Origin of the sequence: Luteolibacter luteus, assembly GCF_012913485.1 — a bacterium.
In the GTDB taxonomy this organism is placed as follows: domain Bacteria; phylum Verrucomicrobiota; class Verrucomicrobiia; order Verrucomicrobiales; family Akkermansiaceae; genus Haloferula; species Haloferula lutea.
The window spans coordinates 1,465,746-1,480,998 of sequence record NZ_CP051774.1 but is presented as its reverse complement, the minus strand read 5'-3'; the positions used below and the strand labels follow the sequence as shown (position 1 = coordinate 1,480,998).

The following is a 15,253-nucleotide window of genomic DNA, read 5'->3' as shown; positions in this document are numbered from 1 at the left end:
CACCGCCGACTATCGGAAATGAACAAAAAAAAGGCCCCGGCTGCCCAAACAGCCGGGGCCAACCCTATTTAAGCTCCGTTAGGGAGTGACTTGGACTCGCAGGAAGCCCTTGGCCGGAGTGCCGTTCGAGCCGGTGAGCGAGAACGAACGCCATTCGTAGCCAGACGGGGCATCTCCCAGGTCGGTGACGACAGGTGTCACCGGGACCGCGGCGGTGTTGAAGCCGCTGAGGTCGGTGCTTCCTTGAACCGTGTAGGTGTAACCGGCGACCGAGGCCGTCGGAGACGGATCGCCCTCGAAGGCTGGCGTTCCCTGCAGCACTGCGAAGGTCAGGACCAGTTCCTTGGTGGTGTCGCCATCGGCGGAGCTATCGGCTGCGAAGCTGTAGACCTTCGCACGATCGCCACCGCTGTTGGGCGTTCCACCCAGCGCGAACTCAAGCGAGTTCGACTGGCCGTCACCGTCCGGATCGGAGGTGGCTCCGACGATCGCGGGATCCGTTTCTCCCGGGAAGAAGCCCGAGATCCAAGAATCATACGGCGTCATGTCACCCGGCACGATCGCGATGTTCTTCGTGGAGAAGCCATCATCGTAGGCGTAGTCCACTTCCCAGCCCGGAGGCAGGTTGGTGGAGCTGAAGGTGCCTACCAGCGCGCCTTCCTCGTAGTTGGCGATGACATAGGCCGGAGCAGTCATCGCGCCGGTGATCTCCACCTGCAACGAAGCGTTGGTCAGGTTGAGGGTGCCGAGCAGCGTCAGCTTGTCTGCCGTTGGAATCGGATCGTTCGTGATTCGGGCGGCGAAGTAGCCGTTCGAGTTCGGAGCGAAACTGATGTTGCTGTCGATGTAGCCGTTGCCGCCGATGCCGCCGCCTTCAACCACCGTATTGCCGGTGTAGGTGTTGAAGCCGTTCAGGCGAAGCGCTCCCGCGCCCTTCTTGATCAGGCCGCCGCTGGTGTTGTTCACCGCGAGGGTCGGAGTTCCGAGGGTCAGGCCGCTACCGCTGGCTTCACCCACCACGGTCACCGTCGGCACCTGGGTGTAGCCGCTGCCGGGGTTGGTGATGGTGATGCCGGTCACGGTGCCGCTGGCATTGATCACGGCCACGGCGGTAGCGCCGGTACCGGTTGCGTTGATTGGATCGCTGGAGATGCGGATGATCGGTGGAGCCGTGTAACCCGAACCGCCATTGGTGACTGGGATCGTCGCCACGCCGCTGCCAGCCGGTGGATCCAGCGGCTGGAGGACGGTCACGTTGAACCCGTTGGTATCGATCACCGCGCCTTGTTGCCAGATACGCACTTCATCGAGACCTTCCATGAAGGTGGTCGTGTCGCGGTTGGCCTTCAGGGTGCCGCCATGGAAGTTGAACACGCCGTAAGGCTGGCCGTTGTTCGAGCTGTCCTGGGCTACGAAGCCGGTGCTGATGGTGCCGCCGGTGGCGAGGTTCGCCACGCCGTAACCATATTCGGTGGCACCTAGGAGCGGATCGCCATCGCGGCCACCAATCACGAGGCGGTTGGCCACGTTCAGGGTGCCGGTGCCGCGGACTTCCAATACGCCATCCCCTTCTTCGCCGACGAGCACACCGCCGCCAGTGAAGTTCTGGTTGTGCACACCGCCGGAGATATCGATCAGTCCCTTTGCCCGGGTGGTCGTATCACCCACGTTCATGTAGCGTGCGGCGACCGTCCATCCGCCGGTGCTATTCACCGTGCCACCCGTCTGGAGGAAGCTGCCGGTGCCGAAGCCGCCGATTTGGAGGTTGGTGTTGGTGGCAAGTTCCCCTCCCGACATCACATAGGCGCCTGTAGAAGCGGCGCCCGCCGCGTTGTTGCCGCCGATACGGTTGTCATTGCCACCGGTGCGATCGGTGATCGTGCCACCGCTCTGAAGGATGAAGCCGCTATTCGACAGGTTCTTGCCGACGTACATCGTGGTTGCCGTGAGCGAGCCACCGGTCATCCGCAGGATCGTGCTGCCCGTGCCCACGTCGGCCACGTTGAAGTCACCTTGGCCGTTGATCACGATGGAGGCATTGTCCTGAACCGTGATGTCTGCGCCATCGAGATAACCCCAGGCTGTCCAACCGTTGATGGTCGCCGTGGAGTTGCCGCGGAAGATGCCGGTTCCGTCGATACGCACCGCTTGGGTTCCGTTGATGACACCATCGTTGATGAAGGTGCCGTTTGGAATGTCCAGGTTGCCGGTGTTGCTGATCGTGCCGGTATTCGTGAGCGTGTTGGTTCCCACCAGGGTCAACAGGCCTGGACCCGTGATGGTCTGGCTGAAGGTGACGTTGTCGCTGCGGTCGATGGCAAGCGTGCCTTCGTTCCGCATGGTGATCGGACCGGAGCCGAGCGTGCCGCTGGTGGCGGCATCGCCGACAGTCACAACACCGCGGTTGATCTCAAGTCCGCCGGTGAAGCCGGAGTTGTTACCGGTGAGCTTTAGCGGGCCCGTGCCGTCTTTCGCCAGCTTGGCGGAGCCGCTCAGGGAGCCAGAGATGAGCAAGGGGCTATCGGTCGCCGCATTTGCCACCGAGGTATCGCTGGTCAGCAGGATAGGTGCCGAGATCTCGCCACCGAGGCTGCCCCCGGAATGCGTGATGGAGGCGGTGTTTCCAGCTCCGGCGTTCATTTCCAGCGATCCACCCGTGCCGGGGGCGATGGTCACGAACTGCGTGAAGTCGGTATCGCCGAAGGTCAGCGAGCCCACCGTGGCCTGGGTGTTCAGGGTCACGATCTGATCTCCGTCCAGATTCTTCGCCATGTTGGCGAAGACACCTGCTGCATCCGGGAAGGCACTGCCGCCCCAGTTTGCATTGCTGTTGAAAGCGAAGGTGCCACCGGTGCTCGGCGTCCATTGGAAAACGGACGGCTGCGTGCCGATGTTCAGCGTGTTCGGGCCGGCGGCCGTGTTGCCACGGATTTCGGTCTCGCTCAGCGTGTAGTTGTAGATGCGGAGCTCGTCGAAGCTACCGTTGAAGAACTGGTCGCCGGAGTATTCGGAGCGTCCCAGCCAGTTGTTGATGTCTTGGACGGAGCGCGGGCCCTGCGTTTCGGGCAGCACTTCCATCAGGAGTCCGTCGCGGTACCAACGCCACTCGCCAAGATCGGGATCAAAGGTGATCGCGTAGTGGAACTGCTGGTTGAGCACCACGCTGCCATCCGAATTGCGGAAGTCCGCACCATTCGACATCGTGCCTCCGCGGCGATGGATGCGGTTGGATGCGGCGTTGTCGATGTTGCCGTAGAGGACGATGCCGGCGTGGTTGTCGCCATTGAAGCTTCCGCCCGGGCCGGGGACTTCACCCGCGCTGTTGCGGCCGAAGCTCAGCATGCGCGACCAGGTCTTGTTCGAAGTCTGAGTAGCCCAGAACTCGATGGTGGTGCGGTTGCCGTTCGAAATGATGCCGTTTGGCAGGTCCACGTAGGCCGGGTCCGTATCAGCGGTGCCGCCGGGAAGCTGGATCACGTTGTTGCCCGCGCCGGTGCCGGCGACAAAGGTGGCATTGGAACCACGCACGACCGCTTCAAGGCCACCGATGCTGTCCGGAACGACCGTGCCATTCGGAGCCGCACCCGCAGCGTTGTTGAAGGACCAGCGGTGAACCGGGGCCTTGCTCAGAGCCACTCCGGGAGCGTTGCCCGGATATCCGCCGATCTCGGCGTTATAGTTGTTCAGGACATTGGCGTCGGTGAGCACGCCGCTGTGGACGCGGATCTTGCCGACCGCTCCGGAAAATTGGCGTCCCGTGCCCGAGTCATTGTGCGGCGCGGCGAAGGCACGCTCCGAGCCCACGTAGATCGGCTGCGAGTCGAAGGCATCCAGAACACCTGCGGTTTCGGTGTAGTTCAGCGCACCGTCGACGTAGATCTTTTGGACATTGCCATCATAGGTCACCACGATGTGGTGCCAGATTCCCACGGCGGGGCCACCAAGGTGCGGGGCTGCGAAACCGGCGTCCGGAGTGTCCCAGCGGGCGACCGCGCCCCAGTCGGGATTGGAACCGTAGCGGAAGCCGGCCATGGTGCGGGCTCCACCGTCACGATAGCTCCAGGAGAGCACACACTCCTCTGCACGGATTTGGCCTTGGTAGACCCAATACTCCACCGAGTGCGTGGCACCGGGAGCATGAAGTGCATTGGTCGTCAGCGGACCGGTAAGGAAGTCACCGTCACCGTCCAGGACGAGTGCCGGCGCGCCGCCGATGGTCTGAAGGCGGGGCGTGCCGTTCTTGAGGAATGATCCTTGGATGCCGGTGAGGCTGTGCTGCGGCCACTGGCCGTCGGCAGCATTGTAGTCAGCAGCTTCGAGATCGATGAGCAGGGACCCGGCAACGTCAACAGCGCCGGATCGCAGGGCGAGGCCACCGAACAATACGGCGGCAATACCTGGGGACAGTCGTCCCACTAGGGATGGGTTCATTTACGGATTAATAGGGTTGATCGGGGTTAAAAAAACCGGGCTCCGCCTATCTGCCTCTTGGGAGGAATACGATAGTTACGGGTCCAGTTTCCGCACCGCTAATGTTCGATCTGCCAACTCGCAACGAGATTCAAAACAAATGACGTCGTTTCCTTGGAACTCCTTTAAAATCAAACGTGTTTCAAAATGATTAAAACGAGAGCAGATTTCTACGCTAAATTACGTAAATCCACAGAAACACAGAAAACCAAAGCCTAATACACAGGCCGATTTGCGGGCGAAAATGTCACACGCCCAATCTCCCTTCCAAAAAACATTCGTTTTAGAACGGGTCGTCCGGGTTTCCCCATTCGGGAGTGATCCGCCACTCCTCAACCAGCTGGCGGGGGAAATCATCCAGAAAGCGCGAGGGGCGCTGAATGATATCTCCGGTATAGGATTTGGGATTAATAAGCGGATAAGTTAGATAGAGCTCATCCTTGGCGCGGGTTATTGCGACATAGAATAGGCGCCGTTCCTCTTCCAGTTGGTCGGGATCGTCCGCTTCCAGAATCCGGCCGTTCGGGAATTGCCCGTCTGCCAGCCAGATCACGAAGACGACCTTCCACTCCAGCCCTTTCGCCTGATGGATGGAGGACAGGGTGACTTTCTCGTCATCCTTCTCCGCCCGGTCGCCGGTCGGTTCTCCATCGGCGGCACTGAGTAGCGAAAGCTGGGAGAGGAAATCGAGCACGTCCTCGAAATTGGCCCCGTAAGTCATCAATTGCTCGATGTCGCTACGCCGGTTTTCGTAGTTGTCGTAGCTGGCGCGCAGGTGGTCATCGTACATCCCCTCCAGCACGCTGAAGATCATGTCCGGCGGCCGGGCGAACTCCCCGTTCGGAGTGAGCTCGTCGAGGATGTAGCCAAATTGCTCCCAGTGCTTGGCGGCTTTCTTCGGTGGCTTCATGCCGGAAAGCACCTCACTCCAAGCGGGGACCTCATCCTTCTCCGCCCAGCCGCTTTTGACCCAGTCCCGCCATAGCTTGTCGGCACCTGCAGCTCCGATCCCCGGCATGAGCAGGGCGATCCGCTTGAAGCTGGTCTCGTCCCGGCGGTTCGTGACGAAGCGCAGGAAGGCGGCCACGTCCTTGATGTGCGCTTGCTCGAAGAAGCGCAGGCCGCTGGTGATCGCGAAGGGGATGCCACGCGTGGTCAGCTCCATCTGGATCTCCAGCGATTGGAAATGGGCGCGGTAAAGCACCGCCATTTCCTCAAGCGGGATCCCCTCGTCGCGAAGCTCCAGCATCCGCTGGGCGACAAAGGATGCCTGCGTGGCAGGATCTTCGAGGGGAACCAGTGCCGGCTTCACCCCCAGTTGCTCGCGGGCGGAGCGCAGGTCCTTGTCGAAGCGCGCCCGGTTTGCACGGATCGCGGCATTGGAGAGATCGAGGATCTCGGGAACGCTGCGGTAGTTGGTCTCGATCTTGTGGACGTGGCAGCCGGCGTGGCGCTCGGGGAAGGAAAGGATATTCCCCATGTCCGCCCCGCGCCAAGAGTAGATGGATTGTGCGTCGTCGCCCACGGCCATGACGCTGGCACCGCCACCGGCGAGCAGATCGATCAACTCGCTCTGCACGGCGTTGGTGTCCTGATACTCATCGACAAGGATGTGGCGGAAGCGCTTGCGGTAGAGTCCGAGCAACTCTTCGTCCTGCTGGAAAAGTCTCAGAGTGAGAACGAGAAGGTCATCGAAATCCATCGAGTTCGTGTCCTTCTTCCGCTTGGCATAGCCCGCCTGCGCACGGTGGATCTCAGACTGCCATTCCTCGAAGTAAGGGTAGCGATGGCGGATGATGCTTTCCAAGGACTCGCCGGTGTTTTCCACTAGGCTGAACATCGTCGCGAGCACGTCCGGCTTTGGGAAACGGCGGATCTTTGTATCGATCTCCAGCGACGCGATCACCCCGGTGAGCAGCGACTTCTGGTCGTCACGATCGAGGATCGAAAAGGATTTGGTGAAGCCCAGCACCTCGGCGTGGCGGCGGAGGATCCGGTTACCGATCGAGTGAAAGGTCCCGCTCCATAGCGCGGAAACATCGTGGGGGACCAGATGGCGGACGCGCTCGGTCATCTCCCGGGCTGCCTTGTTGGTGAAGGTCAGCAGCAGGATGTTCCGGGCCTCCACGTCGTGGTCCAGCAGGTAGGCCACCCGGTAAGTGAGGGTGCGCGTTTTCCCGGAGCCCGCACCCGCGATGACGAGAGCTGCTCCCGGAGGAGAAGTGACGGCGGCGAATTGCTCGTCATTCAGCTCCGCCCGGTAATCGATTCCTGAGGAAGGTCCGGCTGCCCGCCGGTGCAGCGTATACTCGCGCGCCATGTGGCGGAAAGCTTCGCGGATTCCTGGAATGGATCAAGGGCAGGGTTTTCCGGGTGAGAGCCTCAGCCTCCCAGATAAGCCTCCTGCACTTTCGGATTTGCCTTCAGGTCCGCGGAGGGGCCTTCGAGCAAAACGGAGCCCGTTTCCAGAACATAGCCGTAGCTGGAGATGTCGAGAGCCAGATTCGCGTTCTGCTCCACCAGCAAGATTGTGAGCCCTTGCTCCTTGTTGATCTCCACGATCCGTTCGAAAATCGCCTTCACCAGCAGCGGCGCGATCCCCAGCGAGGGCTCGTCCAGCATCAGGAACTTCGGATTGCCCAGCAGCGCCCGGCCGATTGCCAGCATCTGTTGCTCACCGCCGGACATGGTCCCCGCGGCTTGGTTCTCCCGTTCCTTCAGGCGAGGGAAAAGGTGAAACACGTATTCCGTCTGCTTCGCGATCCACGCCTTGTCCTTCTGTAGGTAAGCGCCCATCACGAGGTTTTCGTGGACGGTCAAGTTTGCGAAAACCATGCGTCCCTCCGGCACATGGCAGAGGCGGCGTGAGACGATCTTGTGCGGAGCCAGCCGGGTGATCTCATCGCCATCATAGCGGATCGTTCCGGAGTTCGACTTCACCAGACCCGACAGCGCGCGAAGAGTGGTCGACTTGCCTGCTCCATTTGCCCCGATCAAAGTCACGATGCTTCCTTGGGGAACCTTCAAGGAGACGCCGTGCAGCGCCTTGATGGAGCCGTAGGAAACGTGCAGATTTTCGACTTCGAGCATGGCTGTTTTCTGACTCTCAACTCTCAACCCAAAGCTTTCAACTTTCGACAGAAACTCCCAGGTAGGCCTCGATCACCTTCGGGTGACACTGGATTTCCTTTGGCGTGCCTTCGGCAATCTTGCAGCCATATTCGATCACGGCGATGCGCTGGCAAATGCCCATCACCACCTTCATGTCGTGTTCGACCAGGAGCACGGCAAGGTTGTAGCGCTCCTTGATAAAGCGGATCAGGTGCATCAGGTCCTCCTTTTCGGAAGGATTCATCCCGGCAGCTGGCTCATCCAAGAGGAGCAGCTTTGGTCTGGTCGCAAGTGCACGCACGATTTCAAGACGGCGCTGGTCGCCGTAGTTCATGCTCTTCGCGTTCTTATCCCGCGCATCTGCCAGGCCGAAGATATCAAGCAGTTCGAGGGCTTCCTTTTCGACGAGTGCTTCCTGTTTCCGGAACGCAGGTCCGCGGGTTAGCGAATGCACGATCCCGTGCTTCAATTCGCCCATCATCGCGGTGCGGACGTTATCGAGCACGCTCAGCGAGGAGAAGAGGCGGATGTTCTGGAAGGTCCGCGCGATCCCCATGCGGGTGATCTCATGCGGCTTCTTCCCGGGGACGGAAACCCCGTCGAAATGGATGTTTCCGGAGGTCGGCGTATAAACCCCCGTGATCAGGTTGAAGACCGTCGTTTTTCCGGCACCGTTCGGACCGATCAGCCCGATCAATTCGCCCGGAGCCACCGAGAAGCTCAGCTCGCTCACGGCCTTCAGGCCGCCGAAACGGATGGTCACGTCCTTGAGTTCGAGTCCGGCACTCATGTCTCTCAGGCGGATTTCTTCTTCCGGTTCAGGAAGGGCAGGGAAGGCAGCAGGCCTTGGGGGCGGACGATCATCATGACGATCAACAGAAGCGAGAAGACGATCATGCGGTATTCCTCGAAGTCGCGCAGGAATTCATTGAGCACCGTTAGCAGGATCGCAGCCAGAACCACGCCCGCGGTGCTTCCCATGCCACCAAGGATCACGATCACCACGATGTCGAAGGACTTCATGAAGTTGAAACCTTCGGGGGAAATGGTTGTTTTCAGGTGCGCGTAGAGACCGCCCGCCAGCCCGGCGAAGAAGGATCCGGTCACGAAGGCGGTCACCTTGTATCGCACCGTATTGATGCCCATGGAACCCGCGGCCACCTCGTCATCCCGCACTGCCAGGAATCCGCGGCCGTAGGTGGAATTCACCATGGAGCCGACCACGTAGATGCAGATGGTGGCCAGCGCGAAGGTCCAGAAGAAGGTGGTATGCGGGGGGATTCCCTTCAGTCCGAGCGGACCGCCGAACATGCCGTCGCCCTTTGTGTTCTGGAGGATCACTCGGACGATCTCATTGAAGCCGAGCGTCACGATGGCGAGGTAGTCACCCTTGAGCCGAAGCGAAGGCATGCCAACCAGCCATCCGCAGATCGCGGCACAGATGCCGCCGATTATCAATGCGATCAGGAAGGCGATGCCTGTGGCGAAAGCGCCCGGGCCTCCGAGCATCGGGATCACCTTGCTGCTCGCTTCAAGTGTGAAGATGGAGGCCCCATAGGCACCCACCGCCATGAAGGCGGCATGGCCCAGCGAGAATTGGCCGGTGTGGCCGTTCACCAGATTGAGGCTGACGGCGAGGATGATGTTGATCCCCACCGTGAGCGCGATGTCCAGGTAGTAGGCGTCGATCGAGTTGGACACCAGGGAGATTCCCAAGCTGACGGCGAGGGCAACGATGAGAGCAATCTGTGCGGAGTAGCGCTTCATGCGTTCAGACTTTCTCCCGTTCGACTTTGCCCAGCAGGCCGGAGGGCTTGAAAATGAGGATCAGGATCAGGATCACGAAGGCCACGCCTTCCGAATACCCGGAAGGAATGCCGATCTCCTGGCTGTAGCCCTTCACCAGTGTCTCGGTGATTCCGATAATCAGCCCGCCAAGGGCTGCGCCGGGGATGTTCCCGATGCCGCCGAGCACCGCGGCCACGAAGGCCTTCAGGCCGGGCTGGATGCCCATGAAAGGTTCGATGCTTGGATAAAGGGAGGCGTAGAGGACGCCGCCCGCGGCTGCGAGGGCGGAGCCGAGGCCGAAGGTGAAGGAGATCACCACGCTGTTATTCACTCCCATCAGCGTGGAAGCCGTGGGATTCAGCGAGAGCGCCCGCATCGCCAGGCCCATCTTCGTCTTCATGACGATGAAGCGCAGCGCGATCAGCAGTGCCACCGTGATCAGCAGCACGACCACCTGGGCCACCGAAATGGTCAGATTGCCGGTGCTGGCAATCGCAGTCCGGGGAATGAGCTCCGGGAAGGGCCGCTGTGTGGCACCGAAGAGCAGCTGGGCGGAATACTCGATGAAGAGGGAAACACCGATTGCCGTGATCAGCACGTTCAGGCGCGGGCCATGGCGGAGACGCCGGTAGGCCAGCGCCTCGATAAGAATCCCGAGTAGCGCGCAGACGGCCATCGAGGCCACCAGAACCACGACCAAGGCGACCGGCCAAGGCATCGAGGCCACTGCCGATCCCAAGGCTTTGTGCAGGCCCAAGGCGGTAAAGGCACCCAGCATGAAGACGTCACCGTGCGCGAAGTTGATGAAACGCAGGACGCCGTAGACCATCGTGTAGCCCAGTGCGATCAGGGCATAGATGGAGCCTTGGAACAGGCCGTTGAGAAGTTGCTGAAGGAACTGATCCAAGGGAACTGAGATCGGTTTGGAAGTTTACCGGAGCTTGCCTCGCGATCAGGGAGCGATCGTTTCCGTATAAACCACCTTGCCGTCCTTGATCGTCAGGATGACCGCCGGCTTCGTCGCGTTCCGGTTGGCGTCCAGCGAGATGTTCCCGGTGATGCCCGCGTAGCCCTTCGTGGCCGCGATCGCATCGCGGAGCGCGGGGCCTTCCACCGAATTGGCGCGCTTGATGGCATCGAAGAGAATCTTCGCCGAGTCATAGCCCAGTGCGGCCATCGCGTCCGGTTTGGCACCGTGCTTGGACTCGTATTTCTTCACGAACTCCTGGATGGCAGGGGATTGGTCCTCGTTGGAGAAGTGATTGGAGTAGTAGCAGCCTTCCATCGCCTTGCCGCCGACTTCCACCAGTGAGGAGGAGTCCCAGCCGTCACCGCCGAGCAGCGGGACCGTGATCCCGAGCTCGCGGGCCTGCACGGCGATCAGTGCGACCTCATTGTAGTAGCCGGAAGCGAAGATCGCGTCCGGGTTTCCCGCCTTGATCGCGGTGAGCTGCGCTTTGAAATCCTTGTCGCCGGAGCTGTAGCTTTGCTCCCCGGTGATCGTGCCGCCATTGGCGCTGAAGTGCTTGTTGAAGAACTCAGTCAGGCCGACGCTATAGTCCTGCTTGGTGTCGGTCAGAATCGCGACCTTCTTCCAACCCTTGCCCAGCGCGAACTTCGACATCACCGTGCCTTGGAAGGGGTCGATGAAGCAGACGCGGAAAACGTAGTCGCCCGCCTCGGTGACCTTCGGATTTGTTGAGGCAGGGGAAATCATCGGAACGCCCGCCGCTTGGGCAATCGGTGCCATTTCGAGGGAGCGGCCGGAGGCCACTTCGCCGAGCAGCGCCTTGATCTTGGAGCGGGAAATCAGCTTTTTCGCGACCGTGCCGGCTTCACCTTGCTTGGATTGGTCGTCCTCGGTCACCAGTTGGATCTGCTTCCCGAGCAGGCCGCCAGCGGCATTGATCTCGTCCACCGCCATCTGGGTGCCGTTGTGGGAAGACTGGCCAAAGGTCGCCGTGTTGCCGGTCAGAGCGGCGACTTCCCCGATCACGATCACGTTTTCGTCACTCTTTTTACAGCCGGAAAGGCCCAGTGCGGCGGCGATTGAAACGGCTGCGGACGAGGAAACGAAATGGCGGAGTTTCATTGGGGAAAGTGGGAACGGATCGGAAAACCGGAGCGAAACCTAGGAAGCCGACCGCAGGAGCGCAACCGTAAAGCAGAATCTGTACCCCCGACTGTGCTCCTTCCGGCCAAGCGAAGCTTTCCGGAGCTCCTTGGAACCTCTTCTCACTCCTCCGGCGCCTTCGCCCAGATCACGTGGTGCACGCGGATACTGCCATTGGCTCCCGCCTCGGCTTTGACCGTCTTCAGCTCGTCCAAAAGCTTTTGAGCCGACTCGAAGTCCTTTTTTGCATCGACGAAGGCCTGTGCCGCGAGCCCATTGGGCTCTTTTGGCTCGGGTTGCTCCCCATCCTTAAAGACGACCGCTTGCTCCCGGATGATCTGCGCAAGGGTAGAGCGCTTCTGTTTCACCGAATCCTCCTGCTCCCGCACCGTCTCGTTGAGCTTCTCCATCGATCTCTCATTGGCCCCGTCGCTGCGATCCCTCAGCACGGAAGCCGCGGTATTGGCAATGATCGCCGCCATTTGCGGGGACTCGTTCCCCGCGGTGATCTTCCCATCACTACCGCTCGTGGAAATCTCTAGCATGCCCGCCAGCTTCGCTGCCGTCTGCTCGTGATCGAGCTTCCATGCCTGGGTGAGAGCGAGTCTTGCCGCAATCTCATCCAGCGCGGGTCGGCTCTTCACCTTGTCGAGAAATGCCTGCGTCTCTTTCGCTTCGACTTCCTTGCCCTTCTCCAGTTTCAGGATCGCGGAAGCTTCGTGGACTTCGGCACCGGAAGCGTGAAGTGAAAAGACGCAAAGACAGCAGATGAGGATGGAGGAAGCCTTCATCCCCTAACTCCGACATAAGCCGGGCCGCGGGTCAAACTCTTGCTTTGTGTCAAAAAGCGAATATTCCCCCGCCTCTAGCCTTCGACAGCCGCGACAATCGCCCCGAATACATCCTCCGCGCACGCCACCGGAACCGGCGAGCCGATGATCAGGGGCTTCTCGCCATCCTCCACCTTGTCCCGCCCGTGCGAACCTTTCACGAGGCTCGCATCCAAGGGAATCACGTCGAGCAATCCCCGGAAGCCCAGCTTCTTCTTCAGCAGGAATTTCGCGATCTTCAGCTTTGGCGCTGCGATCTTCGGATCGATGAAAAGCTCCACCGGATCATAGCCGGGCTTGCGATGGATATCCACGCAGCGCGCGTAGTCGGGAGCCTTCGCATCGTCTTCCCAGAAGTAGTAGGTGAACCAAGCATCCGGCTTTGATATCGCAATGAGATCGCCGGCCCGCTCCTCTCCGGTATCGCCGCCCCACATTTCCTTCGCGCTGCGGACCTCGTCCACGCCCTCGGTCTTTTCGAGCAAGGCCTTCACCTCGGGTAACAGCGCGGGATCATTCACATAAATGTGCGCCATCTGGTGATCGGCCACCGCGAAGACCTTCGATCCTCCCGCATCCAGCGTCTCGAGTCCCAGCTCATCCTTGATCTGGATCCAGCCCTTCTTGCGGAAGATCCGGTTCAGGTGGACCGGCTTGGTCACCTTGGAGATCCCGTACTCGGAAACCACCAGCACCTTCACGCCGCGGCCTTCCAGAAATTCGATCAGTTCTCCGGCCACGCGGTCGATCGCCTCAAGCTCGGCTGTCATTTCCGGCGCGCCCGGACCCCACTTCTGCAGGCCGTAGTCGAGGTGCGGCAGGTATACTAGGCTCAGCGTTGGCTTCTCGCGCTCCTCCGTCCACTTCGCGGAGGCCGCGATCCACTCGGAGCAGGCAATCCCCGCACCGGGACCCCAGAAGGAAGGGAAGGGGAAGGGGCCAAGATCGGCCTTCACCTTCTCCCGCAGCTCCATCGGTTGCGTGTGGATGTCGAAAACCTTCCGGCCATCCGCCGGGTAGAGCGGCCGCGGCGTCATCGCGATATCCGCGCTGGAGTACATGTTGTACCACCAGAAGAGCTTCGCGCAGGTGAAGCCCGCATGCTTCTTGCGCAGGTGCTCCCAGACTTTCTCGCCGCGCACCAAGTGGTTGCTCTGCTTCCAGAAGCGTACCTCGGCGCTCTCACGGTCATACCAGCCGTTCGCCACGATCCCATGCTCGCGAGGGCTTTTCCCTGTCAGCATCGAGGATTGCGCCGTGCAGGTCACCGCGGGGAAAGCGGGGGGGAATGCCTGCATCCCTTGCTTCTTCGCGAAGGCCGTCAGCCGCGGCATCGACTCTCCCAGAAGCGAAGGCGAAAGCCCCACGATATTGATCACCGCCACGCGCTGCATGGCGAAACTCTTCCAACAGGCGGCGCGGCTTGCAATCCCCGGGAAGCCGGGCCGCTATCCTTTGCCCTGTTCCCGGCGCTTTCGCTCCAAGCCTTCCTCGCGGACGCGATTCACCTCCGCCTTCCTCGCCCGCTCCTTCGCACGGCAATTCCGGCAGCGCACGGCAGTCGTCTCGACGTCTCCACCCATCTGCTCATGCCACCACTTCTGTTGGCCCGCAGTCCAGACCTCCTGTTTTCCGCAGTCCTTGCAGGTAAATGGGATGTCCTCGTAGAAGCGGGGGTTCTTGGCGTTGTCGGAGGGTGTGGAAAAAAATGAGCCTTCCGTAGGAATGCAGCTTGGTCCTGTCCAAGAGCGCGATTTCTCCCGCCCGCAGCCGTGCCCATTGCCGACGCCGCTTCTGCTCCTGATTCTCCTCCCGGCGCTTGGCCTCTTTGGTCCCCCGCTTTTCAGCGAGTTCCTGGCGCTTCTGCTTGTTGCTCTTCATTCGAGCGGGCTTCCGAGGAAACCTATCATTCCAAGCAAGCGCTGGAGACGAATCCTTCACGATTTCGCTCTTTGCCACCTCGGGCGGACCTTGATCGGCTTTCCCTCCGTCCAACGTATTCCCGTTCATCCATGCGCTTTCGCCCGTTCATCGCCCTCGTTCTTCTGAATCTTCCAGCCCTCCGTGCTGAAGAGCCGGTGCAGTTCGCGCCGCTTCCGGACTCTGTGGCCCCGTTCTGGCAGCCTCTTTATCAAGGCGTCGACTACCGCTTGGACGAACTCTCCGTGCCCCGCCGCCTCCGCATTCACCAGATCCGCGTCGATACCCGAGCGGAGGGTGTCGCCTTCTTCACCACTCCCGATAATGGTGATGCCCCGGAAGAGGTGAACGGCCGCCGCACCGCCACCTTCCTGAAAGAGTTCGACCTCGAAGTCGCGATCAACGGCAGCGCCTTCAAGCCGATCGCCAAGGAAGGCATCCCCGTCGATCTCCAGGGCCTTTCGATTTCAAACGGCGTGACCGTCAGTGAAGTGGACGCAAAGAGCGCCAACCCGGTCTTCCTCGCGACCGCAACCCAGCAACCTCGTATCCTCCGCGGACCCTTTCGTAAGAGAAGTTTCGGCGCAGCTCACAATGCCCTCCAAGGCTGGTATGGGTCGAATGGCATGCTTCTGGACAACGGAGAGGTCACCACCACTACCCTCGACATCCACCCCCGCACCGCCCTCGGGGTCTCCCGGGAGGGTCTCTATGTCTACCTTCTCGTCGTGGACGGTCGTCAGCAAGGGTTCAGCGAGGGGATGACCCTCGTCGAGCTCGCGGAATGGATGAAGCAGCTTGGCTGCTGGGATGCCATGAATCTGGACGGCGGCGGCTCGAGTACGATGGTGATCAAGGGGGGCGACGGAGCTCCTAAAATCCTGAATTCCCCGTCGGGCGGCTCCCAGCGCAGCGTCGGGAACCATCTGGGGATCCACGCCTTGCCCTTCCCGTGATCGCGCGATGAGGTCGTCGCGCTTTCGAACGTCGAAAAAGGTCAAATGGTGGATTTCCTGCGTAA

General features: G+C 60.8%; 11 protein-coding genes. 1 reads left to right on the top strand and 10 read right to left on the bottom strand.

Annotated elements, in window-relative coordinates:
• Positions 1–78: 78 nt before the first annotated feature.
• From HHL09_RS06075 to HHL09_RS26750, 10 genes are all read right to left on the bottom strand, one after another.
• Positions 79–4,431, bottom strand: coding sequence for a LamG-like jellyroll fold domain-containing protein (locus tag HHL09_RS06075; RefSeq protein WP_169453677.1), 4,353 nt, complete (start codon positions 4,429–4,431; stop codon positions 79–81).
• A 322-nt stretch (positions 4,432–4,753) separates the two neighbouring features.
• Positions 4,754–6,790: an ATP-dependent helicase gene (locus HHL09_RS06070; RefSeq protein ID WP_169453676.1), complete on the bottom strand. Its 2,037-nt coding sequence runs from the start codon at positions 6,788–6,790 to the stop codon at positions 4,754–4,756.
• Positions 6,791–6,852: 62 nt separating this feature from the next.
• Complete coding sequence (locus tag HHL09_RS06065) at positions 6,853–7,560, bottom strand: ABC transporter ATP-binding protein (protein ID WP_169453675.1); 708 nt, start codon at positions 7,558–7,560, stop codon at positions 6,853–6,855.
• A 37-nt stretch (positions 7,561–7,597) separates the two neighbouring features.
• A complete protein-coding gene (locus HHL09_RS06060) occupies positions 7,598–8,371 on the bottom strand; it encodes an ABC transporter ATP-binding protein (RefSeq protein ID WP_169453674.1) in 774 nt (257 codons plus the stop codon).
• 5 nt (positions 8,372–8,376) lie between these two features.
• Positions 8,377–9,348, bottom strand: coding sequence for a branched-chain amino acid ABC transporter permease (locus HHL09_RS06055; RefSeq protein WP_169453673.1), 972 nt, complete (start codon positions 9,346–9,348; stop codon positions 8,377–8,379).
• A 4-nt stretch (positions 9,349–9,352) separates the two neighbouring features.
• Complete coding sequence (locus tag HHL09_RS06050) at positions 9,353–10,276, bottom strand: branched-chain amino acid ABC transporter permease (protein ID WP_169453672.1); 924 nt, start codon at positions 10,274–10,276, stop codon at positions 9,353–9,355.
• 45 nt (positions 10,277–10,321) lie between these two features.
• The gene (locus HHL09_RS06045) at positions 10,322–11,461 is read right to left on the bottom strand and encodes an ABC transporter substrate-binding protein (protein ID WP_169453671.1); all 1,140 of its coding nucleotides are present in this window, start codon (positions 11,459–11,461) and stop codon (positions 10,322–10,324) included.
• Between the two features lie 143 nt (positions 11,462–11,604).
• Positions 11,605–12,273 (bottom strand): YveK family protein, encoded by a 669-nt coding sequence (locus HHL09_RS06040; protein WP_169453670.1) that lies wholly within the window; start codon positions 12,271–12,273, stop codon positions 11,605–11,607.
• A gap of 74 nt (positions 12,274–12,347) precedes the next feature.
• Complete coding sequence (locus HHL09_RS06035; protein ID WP_169453669.1) at positions 12,348–13,706, bottom strand: alkaline phosphatase family protein; 1,359 nt, start codon at positions 13,704–13,706, stop codon at positions 12,348–12,350.
• Positions 13,707–13,760: 54 nt separating this feature from the next.
• Positions 13,761–13,970 carry a zinc-ribbon domain containing protein gene (locus tag HHL09_RS26750; protein ID WP_343224876.1) on the bottom strand — a complete coding sequence of 70 codons (210 nt, stop codon included), beginning with the start codon at positions 13,968–13,970 and terminating at the stop codon, positions 13,761–13,763.
• Positions 13,971–14,324: 354 nt separating this feature from the next.
• Between HHL09_RS26750 and HHL09_RS06025 the strand changes: the two genes are divergently transcribed.
• The gene (locus tag HHL09_RS06025) at positions 14,325–15,188 is read left to right on the top strand and encodes a phosphodiester glycosidase family protein (protein ID WP_169453668.1); all 864 of its coding nucleotides are present in this window, start codon (positions 14,325–14,327) and stop codon (positions 15,186–15,188) included.
• Positions 15,189–15,253 lie beyond the last annotated feature (65 nt).